The 18,976-nt window shown below is 65.1% G+C and carries 19 protein-coding genes; 11 read left to right on the forward strand and 8 right to left on the reverse strand.

The features are described from left to right. The 4 genes from L6D80_RS28745 to madM all read left to right on the forward strand — a co-directional run. The coding region (locus L6D80_RS28745; protein WP_176514779.1) for a malonate decarboxylase holo-ACP synthase at window positions 1-507 on the forward strand (507 nt) is incomplete at its 5' end. After that, window positions 504-1,424 carry a malonate decarboxylase subunit epsilon gene (gene mdcH / locus L6D80_RS28750; RefSeq protein ID WP_054901403.1) on the forward strand — a complete coding sequence of 307 codons (921 nt, stop codon included), beginning with the start codon at window positions 504-506 and terminating at the stop codon, window positions 1,422-1,424. The genes L6D80_RS28745 and mdcH, both read left to right, overlap by 4 nt. Before the next feature lie 60 nt (window positions 1,425-1,484). Next, a complete protein-coding gene (gene madL, locus L6D80_RS28755) occupies window positions 1,485-1,907 on the forward strand; it encodes a malonate transporter subunit MadL (protein WP_054901402.1) in 423 nt (140 codons plus the stop codon). A 1-nt stretch (window position 1,908) separates the two neighbouring features. After that, window positions 1,909-2,673 (forward strand): malonate transporter subunit MadM, encoded by a 765-nt coding sequence (gene madM, locus L6D80_RS28760; RefSeq protein ID WP_054901401.1) that lies wholly within the window; start codon window positions 1,909-1,911, stop codon window positions 2,671-2,673. Window positions 2,674-2,768: 95 nt separating this feature from the next. Here the strand turns inward: madM and L6D80_RS28765 are convergent, their stop codons facing one another. Beyond that, window positions 2,769-3,680 carry a LysR family transcriptional regulator gene (locus L6D80_RS28765; protein WP_054901400.1) on the reverse strand — a complete coding sequence of 304 codons (912 nt, stop codon included), beginning with the start codon at window positions 3,678-3,680 and terminating at the stop codon, window positions 2,769-2,771. Window positions 3,681-3,803: 123 nt separating this feature from the next. Here L6D80_RS28765 and L6D80_RS28770 point away from each other — a divergent pair, with 123 nt between their 5' ends. Further along, window positions 3,804-4,652 carry a helix-turn-helix transcriptional regulator gene (locus L6D80_RS28770; RefSeq protein ID WP_176514777.1) on the forward strand — a complete coding sequence of 283 codons (849 nt, stop codon included), beginning with the start codon at window positions 3,804-3,806 and terminating at the stop codon, window positions 4,650-4,652. Between the two features lie 84 nt (window positions 4,653-4,736). After that, window positions 4,737-6,131 carry an aspartate aminotransferase family protein gene (locus L6D80_RS28775; protein ID WP_054901398.1) on the forward strand — a complete coding sequence of 465 codons (1,395 nt, stop codon included), beginning with the start codon at window positions 4,737-4,739 and terminating at the stop codon, window positions 6,129-6,131. Between the two features lie 158 nt (window positions 6,132-6,289). Here the strand turns inward: L6D80_RS28775 and L6D80_RS28780 are convergent, their stop codons facing one another. Both L6D80_RS28780 and L6D80_RS28785 read right to left on the reverse strand, forming a co-directional pair. Further along, window positions 6,290-8,290: a peptidase U32 family protein gene (locus L6D80_RS28780; protein ID WP_054901397.1), complete on the reverse strand. Its 2,001-nt coding sequence runs from the start codon at window positions 8,288-8,290 to the stop codon at window positions 6,290-6,292. Window positions 8,291-8,417: 127 nt separating this feature from the next. Beyond that, window positions 8,418-9,296 (reverse strand): LysR family transcriptional regulator, encoded by an 879-nt coding sequence (locus tag L6D80_RS28785; protein WP_176514775.1) that lies wholly within the window; start codon window positions 9,294-9,296, stop codon window positions 8,418-8,420. Window positions 9,297-9,396: 100 nt separating this feature from the next. Here L6D80_RS28785 and L6D80_RS28790 point away from each other — a divergent pair, with 100 nt between their 5' ends. From L6D80_RS28790 to L6D80_RS28800, 3 genes are read left to right on the forward strand one after another with little or no spacing between them, the layout of a single operon-like run. Continuing rightward, on the forward strand, window positions 9,397-10,686 hold the full coding sequence (locus tag L6D80_RS28790; RefSeq protein ID WP_054901395.1) for a CitMHS family transporter: 1,290 nt from the start codon (window positions 9,397-9,399) through the stop codon (window positions 10,684-10,686). Between the two features lies 1 nt (window position 10,687). Then, a complete protein-coding gene (locus L6D80_RS28795) occupies window positions 10,688-12,034 on the forward strand; it encodes an acyclic terpene utilization AtuA family protein (protein ID WP_054901394.1) in 1,347 nt (448 codons plus the stop codon). A 2-nt stretch (window positions 12,035-12,036) separates the two neighbouring features. Beyond that, window positions 12,037-12,351, forward strand: a complete 315-nt coding sequence (locus L6D80_RS28800) for an AtuA-related protein (RefSeq protein ID WP_176514783.1) — start codon at window positions 12,037-12,039, stop codon at window positions 12,349-12,351. A 38-nt stretch (window positions 12,352-12,389) separates the two neighbouring features. Here L6D80_RS28800 and L6D80_RS28805 read toward each other — a convergent pair whose 3' ends face one another. Further along, complete coding sequence (locus L6D80_RS28805; RefSeq protein ID WP_054901392.1) at window positions 12,390-14,489, reverse strand: TonB-dependent receptor family protein; 2,100 nt, start codon at window positions 14,487-14,489, stop codon at window positions 12,390-12,392. Between the two features lie 69 nt (window positions 14,490-14,558). Further along, on the reverse strand, window positions 14,559-14,933 hold the full coding sequence (locus tag L6D80_RS28810) for a RidA family protein (protein ID WP_176514773.1): 375 nt from the start codon (window positions 14,931-14,933) through the stop codon (window positions 14,559-14,561). A 150-nt stretch (window positions 14,934-15,083) separates the two neighbouring features. Here L6D80_RS28810 and L6D80_RS28815 point away from each other — a divergent pair, with 150 nt between their 5' ends. Then, entirely contained in the window at window positions 15,084-15,779 is a 696-nt protein-coding gene (locus tag L6D80_RS28815; RefSeq protein WP_176514771.1) for a tRNA (adenine(22)-N(1))-methyltransferase, read from the forward strand. Between the two features lies 1 nt (window position 15,780). Here the strand turns inward: L6D80_RS28815 and L6D80_RS28820 are convergent, their stop codons facing one another. Continuing rightward, window positions 15,781-16,050: a DUF2790 domain-containing protein gene (locus L6D80_RS28820; RefSeq protein ID WP_054901467.1), complete on the reverse strand. Its 270-nt coding sequence runs from the start codon at window positions 16,048-16,050 to the stop codon at window positions 15,781-15,783. Between the two features lie 130 nt (window positions 16,051-16,180). Here L6D80_RS28820 and L6D80_RS28825 point away from each other — a divergent pair, with 130 nt between their 5' ends. Then, window positions 16,181-17,113, forward strand: a complete 933-nt coding sequence (locus L6D80_RS28825; RefSeq protein WP_054901390.1) for a LysR family transcriptional regulator — start codon at window positions 16,181-16,183, stop codon at window positions 17,111-17,113. Window positions 17,114-17,164: 51 nt separating this feature from the next. Here L6D80_RS28825 and L6D80_RS28830 read toward each other — a convergent pair whose 3' ends face one another. Both L6D80_RS28830 and L6D80_RS28835 read right to left on the reverse strand, forming a co-directional pair. Continuing rightward, window positions 17,165-17,476: a hypothetical protein gene (locus L6D80_RS28830; RefSeq protein WP_054901389.1), complete on the reverse strand. Its 312-nt coding sequence runs from the start codon at window positions 17,474-17,476 to the stop codon at window positions 17,165-17,167. A gap of 110 nt (window positions 17,477-17,586) precedes the next feature. Beyond that, window positions 17,587-18,879: an MFS transporter gene (locus L6D80_RS28835; protein ID WP_054901388.1), complete on the reverse strand. Its 1,293-nt coding sequence runs from the start codon at window positions 18,877-18,879 to the stop codon at window positions 17,587-17,589. Window positions 18,880-18,976 lie beyond the last annotated feature (97 nt).

Below are 18,976 nucleotides of genomic sequence, written 5' to 3' on the forward strand. Positions count from 1 at the left end.
GTGGTGCGGCGGGCCTTGTGCGACGAATGCTGGGTGGCGGTGGGCGTACGCGGGGAGGGGCGGGCGCAGCGCCTTGGGGCACAGATGCGCCTGGCCGACATTCGTCGGCAAATGAGCCCTGAAGCGTTGCGCTGGCAGGGCGCAAGCCCATGGGCCGCATTACAGGCGCTGGCCAGCGTGGCCCCTGTGCTAGACGCCAGCGGCCTGGCCTGGGGGCCGACCGGTAGCGTCGGCTATCACCTGGCATGCGGCATTGCATCCGTGCACGCGGCTAGCGACCTCGACCTGGTGGTGCGCGCACCACAACCCCTGGCACGGGCCAAAGCGCGCGAGCTGCTGGATAGCCTCGATTGCGGCCCTTGCCGCATCGATGTGCAACTGGAAACCCCAACGGGGGCCATTGCCTTGCGCGAGTGGGCCGGCGCGGCGCGGCGCGTACTGCTCAAGTCTGCAGTCGGCGCCCGGCTGGTGGCTGACCCGTGGAATCTGCTGGAGTGTGCAGCGTGAGCAGCTTGTTCGCCTTCCCAGGCCAGGGTGCCCAGCAGGCGGGGATGCTGCACCAGCTGCCTGAGGGCAGTGCGGCGCTGCTGGATGAGGCCAGCGCTGTACTCAACCAGCAGGTACTGGCGCTGGACAGCCCGCAGGCCCTGGAAACGACCCGAGCCGTGCAGCTATGCCTGCTGCTGGCCGGGGTAGCCTGGGCGCGCTGGGTGATGCAGCGTAGCCCGGCCCCCGACTATGTCGCCGGGTTGTCGATTGGGGCCTACCCGGCCGCCGTCGTTGCCGGTGCCCTGGCGTTTTCGGACGCTGTGCGCCTGGTGGCGTTGCGCGGTGAGCTCATGCAGCGCGCCTACCCCCAGGGCTACGGCATGATGGCCCTCAGCGGCCTGGACCAGGCCTGCGTCGAACGCGTGCTGGCCGAGGTGAGCGGCGAGGTCTACCTGGCCAATCTCAACAGCGACAACCAGTTCGTCATCGCCGGCAGCGACACCGCGATGGCCGAGGTCGCCGCCCGCGCCCGCCGCCGTGGCCAGGGCGTGGCTCGGCGCCTGGCGGTCAGCGTGCCTTCCCATTGCCCATTGCTCGACGGCCCGGCCGCCGAATTGGCAGCAGCCTTCGCCACCGTCGAACTGCGCCGCCCATGCATCACCTACCTGAGCGGCAGCAGCGCGCGGCCGATCCACGACCCACAGCGCCTTTGCGACGACCTCGCTGGCAACATGGCGCGGCGGGTGGACTGGCGCGCTACGGTGCGCACCGCCTATGAACGCGGGGTGCGCCTGCACCTGGAGATGCCGCCTGGCAGTGTGCTCAGCGGCCTGGCGCGGCCGGTGTTCGAACAGGGCAGGGTCGTGGCCCTCGAAGGCACCCGGGCTGACACCGTCGACGCGCTGCTGCGCCAGGAGGTGGCCCACAACCGATGACGGCGCTGGAACTCGAAGAACAACAACAATCCACTTCGATACAAGCTGAGGACAACAACAATGATCATCTATGGTGTGGCTCTGCTGGCGGTGTGTACCCTCGCGGGCGTTATCGTCGGCGACTTCCTGGGCGTGCTGCTGGGCGTCAAATCCAATGTGGGTGGGGTGGGCATCGCCATGATCCTGCTGATTTGCGCGCGGTTGTACATGCACCGGCATGGCGGCATGAGCAAGGAGTGTGAGTTCGGTGTCGGCTTCTGGGGTGCCATGTACATCCCGGTGGTGGTGGCCATGGCCGCCCAGCAGAACGTGGTCACGGCCCTGCACGGTGGGCCGGTGGCGCTGTTGGCCGCGATCGGTGCGGTGCTGGTGTGTGGCGTTACCATCGCCGTCATCAGCCGCAGCCACCGTGGCGAACCCCTGCCGGCGCTCGATGCGCCCCCGCCCAGCAACGCGCAGGTAGCCCCTGCGGGAGGGCGCTGACATGTGGCCGATCATTGACAATGCCCTGGAACACAATGGCCTGATCACCGCGTTCGCAGTGGTGGGCGGAATCATGTGGCTGTCGGTGCTGCTGTCCAGGTACCTGACCTTCGGCCGCGTGCATGGCTCGGCCATTGCCATCGTCATCGGTCTGGTACTGGCCTGGGTCGGCGGCACCGTGACGGGTGGGCAGAAGGGCCTGGCCGACATGGCGCTGTTCTCGGGCATCGGCCTGATGGGCGGGGCGATGCTACGCGATTTCGCCATCGTCGCCACGGCCTTCGAAGTGCAGGCCACCGAGGCGCGCAAGGCAGGCATGATCGGAGCGATAGCCCTGCTGCTGGGCACGGTGCTGCCGTTCATCGTCGGGGCTGGCGTGGCCTATGCCTTCGGCTATCGCGATGCGGTGAGCATGACCACCATCGGCGCCGGCGCGGTGACCTACATCGTCGGGCCGGTGACCGGCGCGGCACTGGGCGCGAGTTCGGATGTGGTGGCGCTGTCGATTGCCACCGGGTTGATCAAGGCGATCCTGGTGATGGTGTTCACCCCGGTATCGGCGCGGCTGCTGGCGTTGGACAACCCGCGATCGGCGATGGTTTTTGGCGGCCTGGCCGGGACCGTGTCGGGGGTGACGGCAGGGTTGGCGGCGACGGATCGGCGGTTGGTGCCGTATGGCGCACTGACGGCGACCTTCCATACCGGGCTCGGGTGTTTGATGGGCCCTTCGATCCTGTACTTCTGCGTGCGCGGGTTGGTGGGCTAGCGCCGGCCTCTGCGCGGGTAAACCGCCCCGCAGGTACACCACGGCATTCAGGGCTGTGCAGAACCTGTCGGGGCGCTTCCACCGGCGAAAACAGCTTAATTCTCCCGGCTGTACATCCGGCATTCAGCCAACAACGCCAGCAGGTTCGGCTCCCGCTCCCGTGCCTTAAGGAACACCACGCCAATATGCTGCTGCAACCGATACCGCGCCTGCAGCGCAATCAACTTCACCCGGTTCTCGTACACCGCCGCAATCCGCCCGGGCAACAGCGCAAACCCCACCCCCGAACTGACCATGCTGAGCAGGGTGAAGATATCGTTCACCTGCATCGCCACCTTCGGCTCGAACCCCGCCTGCTGGAACACCCGAGCGCCATCGCGGTGAGTGGCAAAGCCCTGGGTCAGGGTGATGAAGGTTGAATCAGCCAGGTCGGCCAGGTCGACTTCCTGTTGCCCGGCAAAGGGTGAGTCGGTGGGCACGGCCAAGAAGATGTCGTCAGAGAACAGCGCCAACTGTTCGCACGCAGGGTCCGCCACGCTTTCATCCAGCGACACCAGCACGGCCTCCAGCTCATGGTTTTTCAACCGTTGCAGCAAGTCGACGTTCGAGCCCAGGGTGAGGTCGATGTTCAGCTCGCTGCGCCGCAACTTCAGGCCCATCACCAGCTTCGGCACGGTCTTCACCGTCAGCGAATACAGCGCGCCCAGGCGGAAGCGCTCGGCATAGAACCCGGCGGCTTCACGGGTCTGGCGCACCATCTGCTCGGCGTCCTGGATCAGTTGGCGCGCTTTTTTTTCCAGCACGTAAGCGCTCTCCAGGGGGATCAACTGCCGGCCTTCGTGCTTGAACAGTGGGCAGCGCAGGGCGCTTTCCAGGGAGTGGATGGCACGGTGCACGCTGACAGCGCTGGTGGACAGTTCGGCGGCGGCGCGGCCAAGGTTGCCGCTACGCATGAAGGCGAGGAAGGTCTCGAGCTTTTTCAGGGTCAGTTCTTCGTCGATCAGCATGGCAGGGCCCTGAAATGAAGGTGCTGCAGAGCATGCCATAACCTCACCCCGAAGGGTGATGGCCTGCCTACCCGACCCATGCAAGAATCCCAGCCAACACAACCCTGGCACGGGATCACCACCATGAGCAAAGACCGGCTGAAATCGCCCGACTGGTACGCGCAGATGGCCCGTGTCGTCGAGGCTCAGGGCACCGCGGGCTTTGTCGAGGCGCTGTTCGCCGCGCTCAAGCTGCTTGCTCCGTGCCAGGCGATTACGGTCTTCCTGTATCCGCGCAAGGGCCTGCCCTCGGCGTTGTTTGTCAAGGACGACGAAGGCCCCTGGCTGCCTGAGGGCAACGTGCAGCGCTACCTGGAAGGTTACTACCTGCTGTGCCCGTTCTACCGCGCCTGCCTGGATGGCGTGGCGCCGGGCTGTTACCGCCTGAGCGATGTCGCCCCCGACCACTTCAAGCGCAGCGAGTACTACCTGGCGTTCTACCAGCACGCGCATCTGGAGGACGAGCTGAACTTCATCGTCCCGCTGGATGAGCACCTGACCATCGCCGTGGCCCTGGCCAGCACCCGTCGCCTGGACCGCCAGCAGGTCAGCGACCTGCGGTGCGTGGCGCCTTGGGTCGTGGCGGTGGTGCGCCGGCAGTGGAGCCATTTGGATGTCGACGCCGTGGGCGGGCGCTTTGAAAGCGCCCTGGGCCGCCAGATAAACGCCGCGCTGAACAATTTCGGCGCGTCCCTGCTCACTGAGCGCGAATGCCGCATCGCCCAGTACCTGCTGCGCGGGCACTCCACGCGCTCACTGGCCGAGCGCCTGGGCATCAGCGAAGACACCATCAAGACCCACCGCAAGAACCTCTACAACAAGCTCGACATCGCCAAGCAGTCCGAACTGTTTTCGCTGTTCATCGATTCGCTGGCCCAGGCCCAGGAAGGCTTGAGCAAGGACCCCCTGGAAAGCTACCTGCGAAGGCGCTAGCCAAGCGTTTCACCTCACCCGTTTTTTACTGTCAGCGGTCTGGCAGGGACACCTGCATGCCGCGTTTTACCCTGGAGAACAACAATGAACGCTCCCATCCAAGCGCCGTTCCAGCCGCAGCGCGACACCCGTGACTACCAAGCCAGTGATGCCGCCCACCACATCCATGCCTTCCTTGACCAGAAGGCACTCAATGCCGAAGGCCCGCGGGTCATTGTCGGCGGCGAACGCCTGCACCTCTGGGACAGCGACGGCAAGCGCTACCTGGACGGCATGTCCGGCCTGTGGTGTACCCAGCTCGGCTACGGGCGCAAGGACCTGACCGCCGCTGCCGCTAAGCAGATGGACCAACTGGCGTACTACAACATGTTTTTCCACACCACCCACCCGGCAGTGATCGAACTCTCCGAGCTGCTGTTCAGCCTGCTGCCGGGGCACTACAGCCACGCGATCTACACCAACTCCGGCTCCGAAGCCAACGAGGTGCTGATCCGGACCGTGCGCCGTTACTGGCAGGTGGTGGGCCAGCCGACCAAGAAGATCATGATCGGGCGTTGGAACGGTTACCACGGCTCCACCCTGGCGGCCACTGCGCTGGGCGGGATGAAGTTCATGCATGAAATGGGCGGGCTGATTCCGGATGTGGCGCACATCGATGAGCCCTATTGGTACGCCGAGGGTGGTGACCTGACGCCAACCGAATTCGGCCGCCGCTGCGCTCTGCAACTGGAGCAGAAGATCCTCGAACTCGGCGCCGAGAACGTGGCCGGGTTCATCGCCGAGCCGTTCCAGGGGGCCGGTGGCATGATCTTCCCGCCCGAGAGCTACTGGCCGGAAATCCAGCGCATCTGCCGCCAGTACGACGTGTTGCTGTGCGCCGACGAGGTGATCGGTGGGTTTGGCCGGACCGGTGAATGGTTCGCTCACGCGTACTTCGGTTTCGAGCCTGACACCTTGTCCATTGCCAAGGGCCTTACTTCGGGCTACGTGCCCATGGGCGGGCTGGTGCTGAGCAAGCGCATTGCCCAGGCTTTGGTCGAGCGCGGTGGCGTGTTTGCCCACGGCCTTACCTATTCCGGCCACCCGGTGGCGGCAGCGGTGGCCATCGCCAACCTCAAGGCCTTGCGTGACGAGGGTATCGTGCGCCAGGTCAAGGACGACACCGGGCCGTACCTGCAGCGCATCTTGCGTGAGGTGTTTGCCAATCACCCGCTGATTGGCCAGGTGCAGGGTACCGGGCTGGTCGCGGCGCTGCAGTTTGCCGAGGACAAGGGTAGCCGCAAACGCTACGCCAACGAGAACGACCTGGCCTGGCAGTGTCGGACCTATGGGTTTGAAGAGGGGGTGATCATTCGTTCCACGCTGGGGCGGATGATCATGGCGCCGGCGCTGGTGGCCAACCATGGCGAACTGGACGAGCTGGTGGAGAAGACCCGCCTCGCCGTGGACCGCACGGCGCGGGGGTTGGGGATTCTGTAACGCCGGCGAGGCGGTGGTTGGCAACGTCTTCGCCGGTGTTCGCGGGGCAAGCCCGCTACCACAGGCCAGTGCACCAACTTCTGGAAGTTGGGCAAGACAGTTGCCTTTACTGCAACACCCCACACCTCAACCTGGGGTGCCGGCGATAAGGCCTTTACTCAATGGGGCGCGCGGGGGATGGTTTTGAGCAGGTCTTCCGGGCTGATGTGCCCCACCACCTGCGCCACCGCGCTGCCGGGTGTCGGCAGGTCGATGATGTGGTTCTTCATCTTGCCGATTACATGCATCTCGCACGGTTTGCAGTCGAACTTCAAGGTCAGCACTTCATCGCCCTGGATCAACTGCATCGGTGCCACCTTGGTGCGCACGCCGGTCACGCCCTTGGCCTGCTTGGGGCACAGGTTGAACGAGAAGCGCAGGCAGTGCTTGGTGATCATCACCGGCACTTCGCCGTGTTCTTCGTGGGCTTCGTACGCGGCATCGATCAATTGCACACCGTGGCGGTGATAGAAGTCACGCGCCTTCTGGTTGTACACGTTAGCCAGGAACGACAGGTGCGACTCGGGGTATACCGGCGGCGGCGTGGTCTCGGCTTTGCGAGCACCTCGGGGGTGGGCCTTGATACGGGCTTCGGTCAATGCCTCGATGGCTTCGCGACGCAGGGCCTTGAGCTGCGAGTTGGGAATGAAGTACGCCTCAGGCGCGTCCAGTTCGATGGCGGTGGCGTGGTACATCGTGGTACCCAGCTGGCCAAGCAGGTCGTGCAACTGCTCCAGCGCCTGCTGCGGCTTGTTGGCCGCGCCGAACGGCCCGTCCAGGGCGACCTGAACGCTTACGCCTTCCTCGCTGCTGACGCTGAGCATCAGGCGCTGTTCGGTCAGCACGGCGTGCCATTGCACGGCCACCCGGCGTTCGGCCGAAGTGCGCTGCAGGGCCTGCTGCCAGTTGTGGTCGAGGTTACGCGACAGCGGGTGGTTGGGCCGCAGCTTGTGCAGGCCTTCGGGCATTTCGTTGGGCTCGACCCGGTAGCGGTAGCGCTTCTGGCCGTCTTCCTCGAACTCGCCACGCGGTTCGGCAATGTTGGCACGGAAGCCGACCACTTCGCGCTTGACCAGCACGTTCAAGCCGTCCCCGTTGGTCAGCGGCACTTCGGTGACCACCTGCAGGTCGCGCTTGCCGACCTTTTCCACCACGCCCACCGGCAGGCCGGTGAAGGTTGGCGAGTCGAACGCGCCAATATCGACCTTGCGGTCGGTGACGAAGTAGTCGGTGCTGCCACGGTGGAAGGTCTTGTCCGGGTCGGGCACGAAGAAGTGCTCGGTACGACCGCTGGAAGCGCGGGCCAGGTCAGGGCGGCCTTCGAGGATGGCATCGAGTTCTTTGCGATAGTGCGCCGTGATGTTCTTCACATAGGCCACGTCCTTGTATCGGCCCTCGATCTTGAACGAGCGCACCCCGGCATCGACCAGGTCGGCCAGGTTGGCGGTCTGGTTATTGTCCTTCATCGACAACAAGTGCTTCTCGAACGCCACCACACGGCCCTGGTCGTCCTTGAGGGTGTACGGCAAGCGGCAGGCCTGCGAGCAGTCGCCACGGTTGGCGCTGCGCCCGGTCTGGGCGTGGGAGATGTTGCACTGGCCGGAGAAGGCCACGCACAGCGCACCGTGGATGAAGAACTCGATGGCTGCGTCGGTTTCAGCGGCAATGGCGCGGATCTGCTGCAGGTTCAGCTCACGGGCCAACACCAGCTGCGAGAAACCCGCCTGGTCGAGGAACTTCGCCCGTTCCAGCGTGCGGATATCGGTCTGGGTGCTGGCGTGCAGCTCGATCGGCGGAATGTCCAGCTCCATCACCCCAAGGTCCTGCACGATCAGGGCGTCCACGCCTGCGTCGTACAACTGGTGGATCAGCTTGCGCGCCGGTTCCAGCTCGTTGTCGTGGAGGATGGTGTTGATGGTGGTGAACACGCGTGCATGGTAGCGACGGGCGAACTCGACCAGTGCGGCGATCTCGCTGACGTCGTTGCAGGCGTTGTGGCGCGCGCCGAAGCTCGGGCCGCCGATGTAGATGGCGTCAGCGCCGTGCAGGATCGCTTCGCGGGCGATGGCCACGTCACGGGCAGGGCTGAGCAGTTCCAGGTGGTTCTTTGGAAGGGACATGTCGTTATAGGTTCGGGCTGTCACGGTAGGGCGGCATTGTACCGGGTAAATGGGTGGGTGGCATGCTTTGCCTGCCCGCAGGTAGGCAGCCAGTAGCGGCCCTGCTGCCGGTGCAGGCAATCGAGCGCTATAGGCTGATACCCTGCAAACACTCCACCAGCCGCTGTGCCGCCGGCGCCAGGCTGATTTCACTACGGGTGATGATGCCCAATTCCCGCTCCAGTCCCGGCTCATCCAGCCGTCTGCGCACCAGCCGCCGCTGCCCGTCGTCGGCCGACTCCGGCAGCAACGCAATCCCCAGGCCGTTGCGCACCAGGGCCAGCACCGTGGACATGTAGTTGGCCTCCATGGCCGGGCGCAGCGTGAGCCCGCGCTCACGGAACACCTGCTCGATCTGCACCCGCACGCTGCTGTCGCGGCCGGTCAGAATCATCGGCTGGTCGTCTAGCGCGGCCAGGGTCAATGAGCCGCTGGCCAGCGGGTGATCCGCGGGGACGAACACGCACAGGCGGTCGCGCAGCAATGGGGTGAAATCCAGCCCGTGGCCGAGTTTGGCATGCACGCCTAGGCCAAAGTCGACGTCGCCATCCCGTACCCGCTCGATGATGCGCTCGGCCACCAGGTCGCGCAGGCGCACTTCGATACCGGGGTAATCACGCTTGAATGCCGCCAGCCGCTCGGGCAGGGCACCGGCGCACAGCGAGGGTAGGGCGGCGACGGTCACCACGCCCCGGCGAACGGCAGCCAGGCCCTGGCTGGCACTGACGATGTTGCCCAGGTCCAGCAGCAGCTTCTCCATCGCCGGCAATGCTTCGCGCCCAGCGGCCGTCAACGCCACGTGCCGGGGGCTGCGCTCGAGCAGGGCCACGCCCAACCAGCCTTCCAGCTGGCGAATCTGCACCGTCAGCGCCGAAGGCGAGAGGTGCAGGTCGTGCGCAGCGCGGGCAAAGTTGCCGCGCTGGGCAACGGTGATGAAAGCGCGCATGTGCTGCAGTGCATTCTTCATTTTGTTTTTTCGAATGTGCCTGGCATTAAATTGCAATTTACACGCAAGCCGGCGGTTCCCGATACTCGGGGCAACAACAAAAACAAGCCGGAGTAACCCCATGCTCGCCCTCTACGGCGTCATTACCATCCTGTCCCTGCTCATTGCGGTCATGAGCAAGCGCATTTCGCCCCTGGTGGCGCTGATCGCTTTCCCGGTGATCGCTGCCGTGCTGGCCGGCTTTGGCCTGGAAACCAGCGGCTTCATCCTCACCGGTATCAAGAACGTCGCCCCCGTGGTGGGTATGTTCATCTTCGCCATCCTGTTCTTCGGGGTGATGACCGATGCCGGCATGCTCGACCCGATCATCGACCGTATCCTGCGTGCCGTCGGTACCCGGCCGACCCGCATCGTGTGTGGCACCGCCTTGCTGGCGTTGCTGGTGCACCTGGACGGCTCCGGCGCGGTGACCTTCCTGGTCACGGTGCCGGCGATGCTGCCGCTGTACACGCGCCTGGGCATAGACCGGCGGGTACTGGCCTGCGTGGCAGCGATGGCGGCAGGGGTCAATTTCCTGCCATGGACCGGCCCGGTACTGCGCTCTTCGGCGGCCTTGCATGTGCCGGTGGCCGACCTGTTCCAGCCGCTGATCCCGGTGCAACTGATGGGCCTGGCGTTTGTCTTCGGGTGTGCCTGGTGGCTGGGCCGTCGTGAAGAAAAACGCTTGGGTCTGAGGGCGGGCAGCGCGGTGGCTGCGCCGCAGCGTGTGCTGAGTGCCGACGAGCAGGCGCTGCGCCGGCCACGCATGTTCTGGCCGAACCTGTTGCTGACGGTACTGGTGATGGCGGTGATGATCGCCGGTTGGGTCGACCCGGTGGTGATGTTCATGCTCGGTACGGTTGCCGCGCTATGCCTGAACTACCCCCGCGTGGACCAGCAACGCGAGCGCATCGACGCCCACGCCAAGACCGCGCTGACCATGGCCAGCATCCTCCTCGCCGCAGGCGTATTCACCGGCATCATGCAAGGCACTGGCATGCTCAAGGCCATGGCCGAAGTGGCCGTGCAGCAGATCCCGCCCGGGCACGGGCGGCTGATCCCGGCCCTGGTGGGCTTTGTATCGATGCCGCTGAGCCTGTTGTTCGACCCCGATTCGTTCTATTTCGGCGTCATGCCGGTGATTGCCGAAGTCGGCCGCTCGCTGGGCGTGGACCCCGTGCAAGTGGCGCAGGCGTCACTGCTGGGGGTGCACACCACCGGTTTCCCGGTCAGCCCGCTGACCCCGGCGACGTTCCTGCTGGTGGGCCTGTGCAAGCTCGATCTGGCCGACCATCAGCGTTTTACCCTGCCTTTTCTATTTGCCGCGTCGGTGCTGATGACGCTGACCGCGCTGGCCTTGGGAGTCTTCTGACATGAACACCTTGCGTATCGGCGCCGGCGCCGGCTATTCCGGTGACCGCCTGGAACCCGCCGTGGAGCTGGCCCGCGATGGCCAGCTGGACTACCTGATCTTCGAGTGCCTGGCCGAGCGCACCATTGCGCTGGCCCAGCAGGCGCGCCTGGCCGACCCTGGCGCTGGCTTCGACCCGCTGCTGGCTACGCGCATGCGTGCCGTATTGCCCTATGTGCGCCAGGGCAAACGGCGCCTGCGCATCATCAGCAACATGGGCGCTGCCAACCCCCGCGGCGCGGCGCAGCAGGTGCTGGCCATCGCCGCCGAGCTGGGGCTGAAGGGGCTCAAGGTAGCGGCGGTGGAGGGCGACGATGTGCTGGCCGTGCTGCGCCAGCACCCGGCGTGGGCGCTGGATAACGGCTTGAGCGTGGGCGCGTTGGGCGAGCGGCTGGTGTCGGCCAATGCCTACCTGGGTGTCGAGGGGATTCTCGAAGCGCTGGCGCTGGACGCCGATGTGGTGATCACCGGGCGCGTGGCCGACCCATCGCTGTTCCTCGCCCCGCAGGTGCATGCCTTTGGCTGGGCACAGGACGACTGGCTGCGGCGTGGTCGCGGTACCTTGACCGGGCACCTGCTCGAATGTGCCGGCCAGGTCAGCGGCGGCTACTTTGCCGACCCGGGCGTCAAGGAGGTCCCAGACTTGGCGCGGCTGGGCTTCCCCCTGGCCGAGATCGATGCCGAGGGCCATGCCCTGGTGACCAAGGTGGCTGGCAGCGGTGGCCGTATCGATGTAGCCACCTGTACCGAGCAGTTGCTGTACGAGGTGCATGATCCACGCTGCTACCTGACGCCGGATGTGGTGGCCGATTTTTCCGCCGTGTCTTTCCATCAGCAGGGCCCCGACCGGGTACAGGCCAGGGGGGCCAGTGGTACGCAGCGTCCTGAGCAGTTGAAGGTGACGGTGGGGTACCGCGATGGCTGGATCGGCGAGGGCCAGATTTCCTACGGTGGCCCCAACGCCGTTGCCCGGGCCCGGCTGGCCGGCCAGATTGTCCAGCAGCGCCTGGCCCTCACCGCAGTTGCGGTCGAGGAGCTGCGCTGCGACCTGATGGGCGTCGACTCGCTGCACGGCAGTGCGTTCGGCCAGCCCCACGCGCCCTGGGAGGTACGCCTGCGGGTGGCTGGGCGCTGTGCCACCCGTGCGCTGGCCCAGGCGCTGGCCAATGAAGTCGAGACCCTTTACACCAACGGGCCGGCAGGCGGTGGTGGCGCCACCCGACAGGTGCGCGAAGTGCTGGCGGTGGCCAGCCTGTACCTGCCCCGCGAGCTGGCCGTTGCCCGTGTTCACCTGGAGGTATGCCCATGACCATCGCCCTGTACGAGCTTGCCCACACCCGCACCGGTGACAAGGGTGATACCTCGAACATTTCTTTGATTGCCTTCAAGCCCCAAGACTATGAGGTGCTGGTGCGGGAGGTGACCGCAGAAAAGGTCGAGGCCTGGTTTGCCCATTTGCGTGACGCCAGCGCCGGACCGGTGCGGCGCTACGAACTGGCCCAGTTGCATGCCTTGAACTTCGTGCTGCCGGGGCTGTTGCGCGGTGGCGTGACACGCTCGTTGGCCCTGGACGCCCATGGCAAATGCCTGGGTGCGGCCTTGTTGCGGATGGAAATACAGCGCTAGGTGACCCTGGGTACCCAAGGGGCGCAAGCGCCCCCCGCTCAGAACTGGTACTCCAGCCCTGCGCCGGCGTACCAGGAGCGCCCCGGCGCTGCTTCGTAGTACCGGCCATTGCCATCACCGACGATCACCGAGCCGACATACTGACGGTCCAGCAGGTTGTCCAGCCGCACCAGTTGATGGAACGTCCATGGCCCCGCCTGCTGCTCGAACCGTGTCCGCCAGTTGAACACCGCATAACTCGGCGCGGCATGCTGGTCGTTGCTGTCTTCGACATACACCTTGCTGCGGTACTGCCCCTCCAGGCCCATGCTGATACCTGCACGGGGCTTCCACACCAGTTCGCCGAACAGGCTGCTGCGCGGTACGCCCGGCAGTTGGTTACCCTTGTCGATGGTCGTGCTGCCTTGGGTGAAGGCCTGGTCATAGGTGGCATCGAGCAGCGTGTAGGCCAGGTTGGCTTGCCACTGTTCTGTCAGCTCGCGCTGCACGCTCAGTTCAAAGCCGCGGCGCAAGGTCTTGCCTGCATTGCGGTAGCTGGTGCGCCCACCTTCGGAAGCATCGACCACGATTTCGTCCCGGGTACGGATCTCGAAGACTGCGGCGTTGATCCGCGTGCGCTCGTCCGGGCGTGCTTTGAGGCCCAGTTCGTACTGGGTACTGGTGGCGGGCTCAAGGCCGAAGTTAAAGCCTTCCAGCGCGCCGGGGGCATAGGCCATTTCAGCCTGGGTAGGCGTCTCGAAGCCCTTGCCGGCGCTGATATAGCCATGCAGGTCCGCTGTGAACGCGTACATCACCGACAGGGTTGGGGTAGTGCGCTGGTACTTTTTCGAGCCGCTGGCGTCGCCGTTGGCCAGGAAGTGGTCGTCCACCTCCATCTGCATGCTGCTGTGGCGCAAGCCTGCATCGAAGGTCCAGCGGTCCAGCTCCCAGTGCGCCTGCACATAGGGATCGAGGCTGGTGGCGGTGTCCTTTTCGTCGCGGCGCAGTTCGCCCTTGACGCCCAGGGTGTCGCCACTGAAGTTCTGGAAGCCGCGGCGGTCGTCGCGGCTGCGGTCATAATCGGCGCCGACGGTCAGGGTCAGGTTGCCGGGCGCGGCGCTGATCGGCTGGATCCAGCGCAGGGTGCCGCCATGGAATTCGCGGTCGAAGTCGACCACGCCACCGCCGCGGTTGTTCGGCGGCGTGCCCTTGGGGATCGACAGGTACTGGATCACGCTGCGCTTGCCGGCATACAGGTTGAACTGCAAGGTGGCCTCGCCGAAATAGCGCTCGTAGTTCATGCCCACCTGCTGGTGGTGGATGCTCTTGCGGGTGTTGTATTGCTCGGCACGCGACGACACTGAACGAGGGTCGTGCTGGTAAGCGTCCCAGGTCTGGCCGAGCGGGTCCTCGGTGCCGTTCTGCTCGAGGGTGCTGAGGATCAGCGCCAGACGGCTGTCATCGTCCGGCTTGACGTGCACCTTGGCAAAGGTCTGGTCGCGGCGGGCGGCGCTGTGGTCGCGGTAGCCGTCGGTGTCCATGCGCGAGGCATCGACGAGAAAGCCGGCCTGCTCACTGCCGCCTTCGCTGTAGACGTGGTGCTTGTTGAAACCGTCGCTGCCGAACGTGGTTTCGGCGCCAACCTTGGGTGGCCCGGCGCCATCGCGGGAAAACATCTGGATCACGCCACCGGCATTGCTGCCGTAGATTGCCGAAGCCGGGCCACGCAGCACTTCGATGCGCTCGGCCACATCCAGGTTCAGCGACGCCGCCTGGCCCTGGCCGTCCGGGGTGCTGGCCGGTATGCCGTCACTCAGCAGCTTGATGCCACGGATGCCGAAGGCCGAGCGGGCGCCGTAACCACGCGAGGAAATTTGCAGGTCCTGGGCGTAGTTCTGACGGTTCTGCACCACCAGGCCAGGGACGCGGTTGAGCGCTTCGGACAGGTTGACGCCCAGTTGGCCATCGGCTATCTGCGAGCGGTCGACGGTGTCGATGGAGTAGGGCAGGTCGAAGCTGGCGGTGGGGGCGTAGCTGCCAGTCACCACCACCGGTTCGAGCAGGTTGAAGGTGCTGGCGGTTTCGGCGTGAGCGGGGCTGCACAAGCCCAGGGTGGGTGACAGGCAAAGAAGTGCCTTGCGGCAGAAAGGGTGGGGCATTGGGAACTGCGTCCTGCTTGGGTGTGGGCCGCTGCAAGGCGGCCCCGAAATCTTATGGCAACCGCTTCATCAGCCTTTGGCAGCCATCGCGGTGACTTCCACGCGCATGTCCGGGTAGGCCAACGCCGCGACGCCCACCGCTGCACGCACTGGCCACGGCTTGCTGAAGAAGCGCTGGTACACCTCGTTGAAGGCGGCACGGTCGGCCATGTCGGTGAGGTAGATGGTCAGGTGCATGACACGGTCCATGCTGCTGCCGGCTTTTTCCAGTGCAACTTTCAATGCCTGCAGGGTGCTTTCGCTTTGCTGAACGATATCGCCCAGCACCAGGTTGCCGTCGGCATCGGTTGGAATCTGCGTGGTGACCAGGATGCCGTTGTATTCGGCGACGTCGGAGGAAATGGACTCGGCATCGCTGTCGGGGGTGTAGAGGATGTTAGCCATGAACGTGCTGCCTTGCGACGGAAGAAAGCTGCAAGCCTACGCGAGCGCGGTGCATGGGTCGAGCCGCAGGCCGCCGTCTGGCTTGCGTGCATTGTAATACCGCGCCCTGGCGGTCAGAATCGCGGCCGATTGTTGAGCAAGGGGTTGGAGTTGAACGAACAGACATTGTCGATGCGCCTGGAGCGTGTGGCGGCGCATGTGCCGCAGGGCGCGCGCCTGGCCGATATCGGCTCGGACCATGGCTACCTGCCGGTGGCCTTGGCGCTACGCGGCATCATCGAAGCCGCAGTGGCCGGGGAAGTCGCACCCACGCCGTACGCCTCGGCCCAGCGCAACGTGCGCCGCAACGGCCTGCAAGGGCGCATCGCCATCCGCCTGGCCGATGGCCTGGCGGCGATCGAAGCGGGTGACCGCATCTCGGCCATCAGTATCTGCGGCATGGGTGGCGAAACCATGTGCGAAATCCTCGAGCGCGGCAAGGCCCGCCTGACCGGCAGCGAACGCCTGATCCTGCAGCCCAATGGGGGTGAGTGTGAATTGCGCGGATGGCTGATGGAAAACGGCTACCGGATCGTCTGCGAAGAGGTACTGCGCGAAAACCGGTTCGACTACGAAATCCTGGTGGCTGAACCTGGGGAAGCGGTGGCCTATAGCGCTGAAGAGCTGTACTTCGGGCCGTTGCTCATGCGCGAGAAAAGCCAGGCATTTCTCACCAAGTGGCAACGCATGCTGCGCCAGAAACAGCAAACCCTGGCCAATTTCGAGCGCGCCCGCGACGCGGTTCCGCAAGCCAAACGGCGGGCATTTGCACAGCAGGTCGGCTGGATCAGCGAGCTGCTGGGGTGAGTCAGAGCTGCGAGCAGTTGCCCATTTCCCGGTAGCTGACTTCGCGGGTCTGGCCCTGATGGTCGACATAGACCATGTGCGCGGTGCCAACCTGGCAGTCGGCGGCATTGCGGGCCGGTGTGATCGAGATGACCTTGGCCACATCCAGTGGCATGCCGTATTCGTAGGTTTCCCCTTTGCTGACGACCGGCTGCGGTGCAGCGGGGTCGGCCAAGGCGCCGAACGAGGCACAGGCGGCACACAGCCCAAGCAGGGCAATGGCAGGTTTGATGTTCATGGCAGGCTCCTTTTTCAGTGTTTTACCAATGATGTATTCATTGGTGGTACACAATAAATGGGCTAACTCGTGATAGATTCCTGCTCCAAGCGTACGAATAAGAACGCACAAGGAGCCCTGCCAGATGGACATGTTGCACGCCATGCGTACCTTCGCCCGGGTGGTGGAGTGCGGCAGCTTTGCCGCCGCCGCCAATGCCCTGGACATTTCTGCGGCGCAGGTGTCGCGCATCGTCGCCGAGCTTGAAAACCAGCTGCAGACCCGGCTGTTGCACCGCACCACCCGGCGCCTGCGCATGAGCGAGGCGGGTGAGCGGTTTCTGGAGCGGTCTCGGCAGATCATGCTGCTGACTGAAGAGGCCATGGACGAAGCCCGTGGCGCTCACCTTACCCCCCGAGGCCGACTGCGCCTGCATTGCCCCCATGGGCTGGGCATGCTGCTGATGCCATTGGTGGCCGGCTACAACGCGTTGTGCCCGGAGGTGGTGATCGAGTTGACCTTGTCCCAGCGCAACCCCGACCCCCTGGCTGAGGGGCATGATGTGGTCATCACGGTCGATGAGGCACTGCCCGATTCGCAACTGATCGCCGTACCGCTGGGCAAGATCTTCAGCATTCCTTGTGCCGCCCCCAGTTACCTGCAGGCGCACGGCGTGCCCGTGCGCCCGGAGGACCTGCATGAGCATCGCTGCCTGCGCATGGCCTACCCGATGTACGAAGGCGACTGGGTGTTCCCGCAAGGGGTGGACCACTGCGTGATCGCACCGCGTGACAGCTTCCTGACCAATGTCGCCGACGCCATGTTGGTGGCCAGCGAGCTGGGGATGGGGATTGGTCTGCTGCCGTTCTATACCGCCAGCCAGGCCATCGAACAGGGGCGCCTGCGCCGGTTGCTGGCGCCCTATCGGCTACGGGAAAGTGCGCTCTATGCGATCTACCCGTCGCGCCACTACCTGGACGCCAAGGTACGAACGTGGATCGATTACCTCAAGGAACAGCTGCCAGCGCTGTTCGCCGGGCACGAGCGGATTGTCGATGACTCGCAGTACTGGCGATGAGGCAGGGTCGGCAACGTCGCGGGTAGACCCTGCCTCATCACTGCATGCCTATCAGCGGCTGTCCTGGTCTTCCGCGGTCCCACCGCTCTGCCCCGCACCGGAGCCAGTGGCTTCTCCGGTGCTGTTGGAGCCACCTGCTGCGCCATCGGCAGCATCATCACCGGTTTCACTGCTGTCATTGTCCTGGCCGCTGCCAGGGCTGTTCACACTGCTGCCATCACCGGCGGTCTTGCCGCCTTGCTGGTCGCTTTTCGGGTAGCTGTCGGTGTGGGTGTTGGAGGTGTCTGAGGCGGCAAAGCTGGTGGCAGCGCCCAGGCCCAGGGCCAAGGCGAGCAAGAGCGCAAGCGGGCGAATGCGGATCATGGCGAAGCTCCTGTGCGGATGATCTGTCATTCGTTTGGCTGGCGCCTGAGAGTAGGGTGCCCTTCGAGCGACGGGCGGTCGAAAAAAAGGGCCGCTGCGCGGCCCCGAATTCAGTGTGCTTGCGCACCAGGTGGCTGTGTGTCTGCCGTATCCAGTGGAGGATGCTCCTGGGCCGCGTGCATCAGGTCCTCGGTCACCCGCAGTTCAGCGCCGGTCGGCGAGAAGGTGGTCGAGGCGGTGAACGGTGCTGGGTGCTCCGCCGCCGGGCGTTTGCCACGGCGCCAGAGGAAGAAGCACACCATGCCCAGGTTGACCACGGCAAAGGCCCAGAACAGCCCCGCCTCACCCCACGAGGTCATTACCGGCGAAATAGCCACCGGAGCCATGGCCGAGCCCAGCGAGTTGATCAGTAGCAGGCCCTGGATCATCGGTACCAGGGCGTCGGACGGTGCGCGGTCGGCGGCATGGCTGACCGCCACGGGGTACAACGCGAACACACCGCCGCCGAGCAGGAACAGCATGGCCGGCAGCAACGCCGAGTGCGACGGCAGGAACACCGTGACCAGCGACAGCACTACGCAGAGCCCTGCCAGCGCGATCAGCACGTCCTGGCGGTCCTTGCGGTCGGACCAGCGCCCCACGGGGTATTGCAACAACATGGCGCCGAGGATCACCCAGGCCATCATGTTGCCCACTTCGCCCACGTCCAGGCCGATGCGCTGCAGGTACAACGGCAGCAACGCATAGATACCGGCAATGGCCACACCGGAGCCGAAGCAGCCGACCAGCCCCGAGGGGGCCACACCGAGCAACTGGCGCGGCTTGAGCGGCTCGACCTGATCCAGCAGCGGCGACACCCGTGGCAGGATGACGATGGGCAGCACCGACAGCGCGGCGAGCATGCCCGCCAGCATGAACGGGGCGCTATCGCCCAGGTGGGTGATAGCGCCCAGGCCTGCCTGGGCGATCACGCCGGCACCGTAGAACGCGATCATGTACAGCGCCAGCAGACGCCCGCGGATCTTCGCGTCGCCCGCCAGCAGCAGCCAGCTTTCGATCACCAGGAACACGCCAACCGCGGCCCAGCCGTTGATCAGGCGCAGAATCGACCACCACGTGGTGTCGTAGAACAGCCCTTGCAGCAGGATGGTGGCAGCGATCAGCGCGGCGAAGCTGGTGTAGGCGCGGATATGGCCGATGCGCAGGATCAGACGGTCGTTGAAGATGGCACCGAGGGTCAGCCCGATGAAGTAGCTCGACGAGACGATACCGATGGTTGTGGCCGACTCGCCGGCAGCGCCCAGGCGCAGGGTGGTCAGCGAAGACATGAAACCGTTGCCCAGGGCAATGATGAACAGCCCGAGCAGGGGTGCCAGCGCCATGGCCAGCAAACGCGGAGACATACATACCTCAAGTTGGAGTGGCGATAGGAAACGCCTCTTCGAACTCGCACGCCAAACAGGCCCAAAGAGGGCCGAAAGGCTGTGCGGGTGTGCCTGG

The sequence above is a fragment of the Pseudomonas ceruminis genome (assembly GCF_021602025.1).
Lineage (GTDB): Bacteria > Pseudomonadota > Gammaproteobacteria > Pseudomonadales > Pseudomonadaceae > Aquipseudomonas > Aquipseudomonas ceruminis.

What these genes read in the sequence shown, in the direction of transcription:
- L6D80_RS28795 (WP_054901394.1), top strand. Translation starts at nt 10,688, where the DNA reads ATGAACACCTTGCGTATCGGCGCCGGCGCCGGCTATTCCGGTGACCGC.
- L6D80_RS28825 (WP_054901390.1), top strand. Translation starts at nt 16,181, where the DNA reads ATGGACATGTTGCACGCCATGCGTACCTTCGCCCGGGTGGTGGAGTGC.
- L6D80_RS28775 (WP_054901398.1), top strand. Translation starts at nt 4,737, where the DNA reads ATGAACGCTCCCATCCAAGCGCCGTTCCAGCCGCAGCGCGACACCCGT.
- L6D80_RS28790 (WP_054901395.1), top strand. Translation starts at nt 9,397, where the DNA reads ATGCTCGCCCTCTACGGCGTCATTACCATCCTGTCCCTGCTCATTGCG.
- L6D80_RS28830 (WP_054901389.1), bottom strand. Translation starts at nt 17,476, where the DNA reads ATGATCCGCATTCGCCCGCTTGCGCTCTTGCTCGCCTTGGCCCTGGGC.
- L6D80_RS28810 (WP_176514773.1), bottom strand. Translation starts at nt 14,933, where the DNA reads ATGGCTAACATCCTCTACACCCCCGACAGCGATGCCGAGTCCATTTCC.
- L6D80_RS28770 (WP_176514777.1), top strand. Translation starts at nt 3,804, where the DNA reads ATGAGCAAAGACCGGCTGAAATCGCCCGACTGGTACGCGCAGATGGCC.
- L6D80_RS28780 (WP_054901397.1), bottom strand. Translation starts at nt 8,290, where the DNA reads ATGTCCCTTCCAAAGAACCACCTGGAACTGCTCAGCCCTGCCCGTGAC.
- L6D80_RS28765 (WP_054901400.1), bottom strand. Translation starts at nt 3,680, where the DNA reads ATGCTGATCGACGAAGAACTGACCCTGAAAAAGCTCGAGACCTTCCTC.
- L6D80_RS28805 (WP_054901392.1), bottom strand. Translation starts at nt 14,489, where the DNA reads ATGCCCCACCCTTTCTGCCGCAAGGCACTTCTTTGCCTGTCACCCACC.
- madM (WP_054901401.1), top strand. Translation starts at nt 1,909, where the DNA reads ATGTGGCCGATCATTGACAATGCCCTGGAACACAATGGCCTGATCACC.
- L6D80_RS28835 (WP_054901388.1), bottom strand. Translation starts at nt 18,879, where the DNA reads ATGTCTCCGCGTTTGCTGGCCATGGCGCTGGCACCCCTGCTCGGGCTG.
- L6D80_RS28785 (WP_176514775.1), bottom strand. Translation starts at nt 9,296, where the DNA reads ATGAAGAATGCACTGCAGCACATGCGCGCTTTCATCACCGTTGCCCAG.
- madL (WP_054901402.1), top strand. Translation starts at nt 1,485, where the DNA reads ATGATCATCTATGGTGTGGCTCTGCTGGCGGTGTGTACCCTCGCGGGC.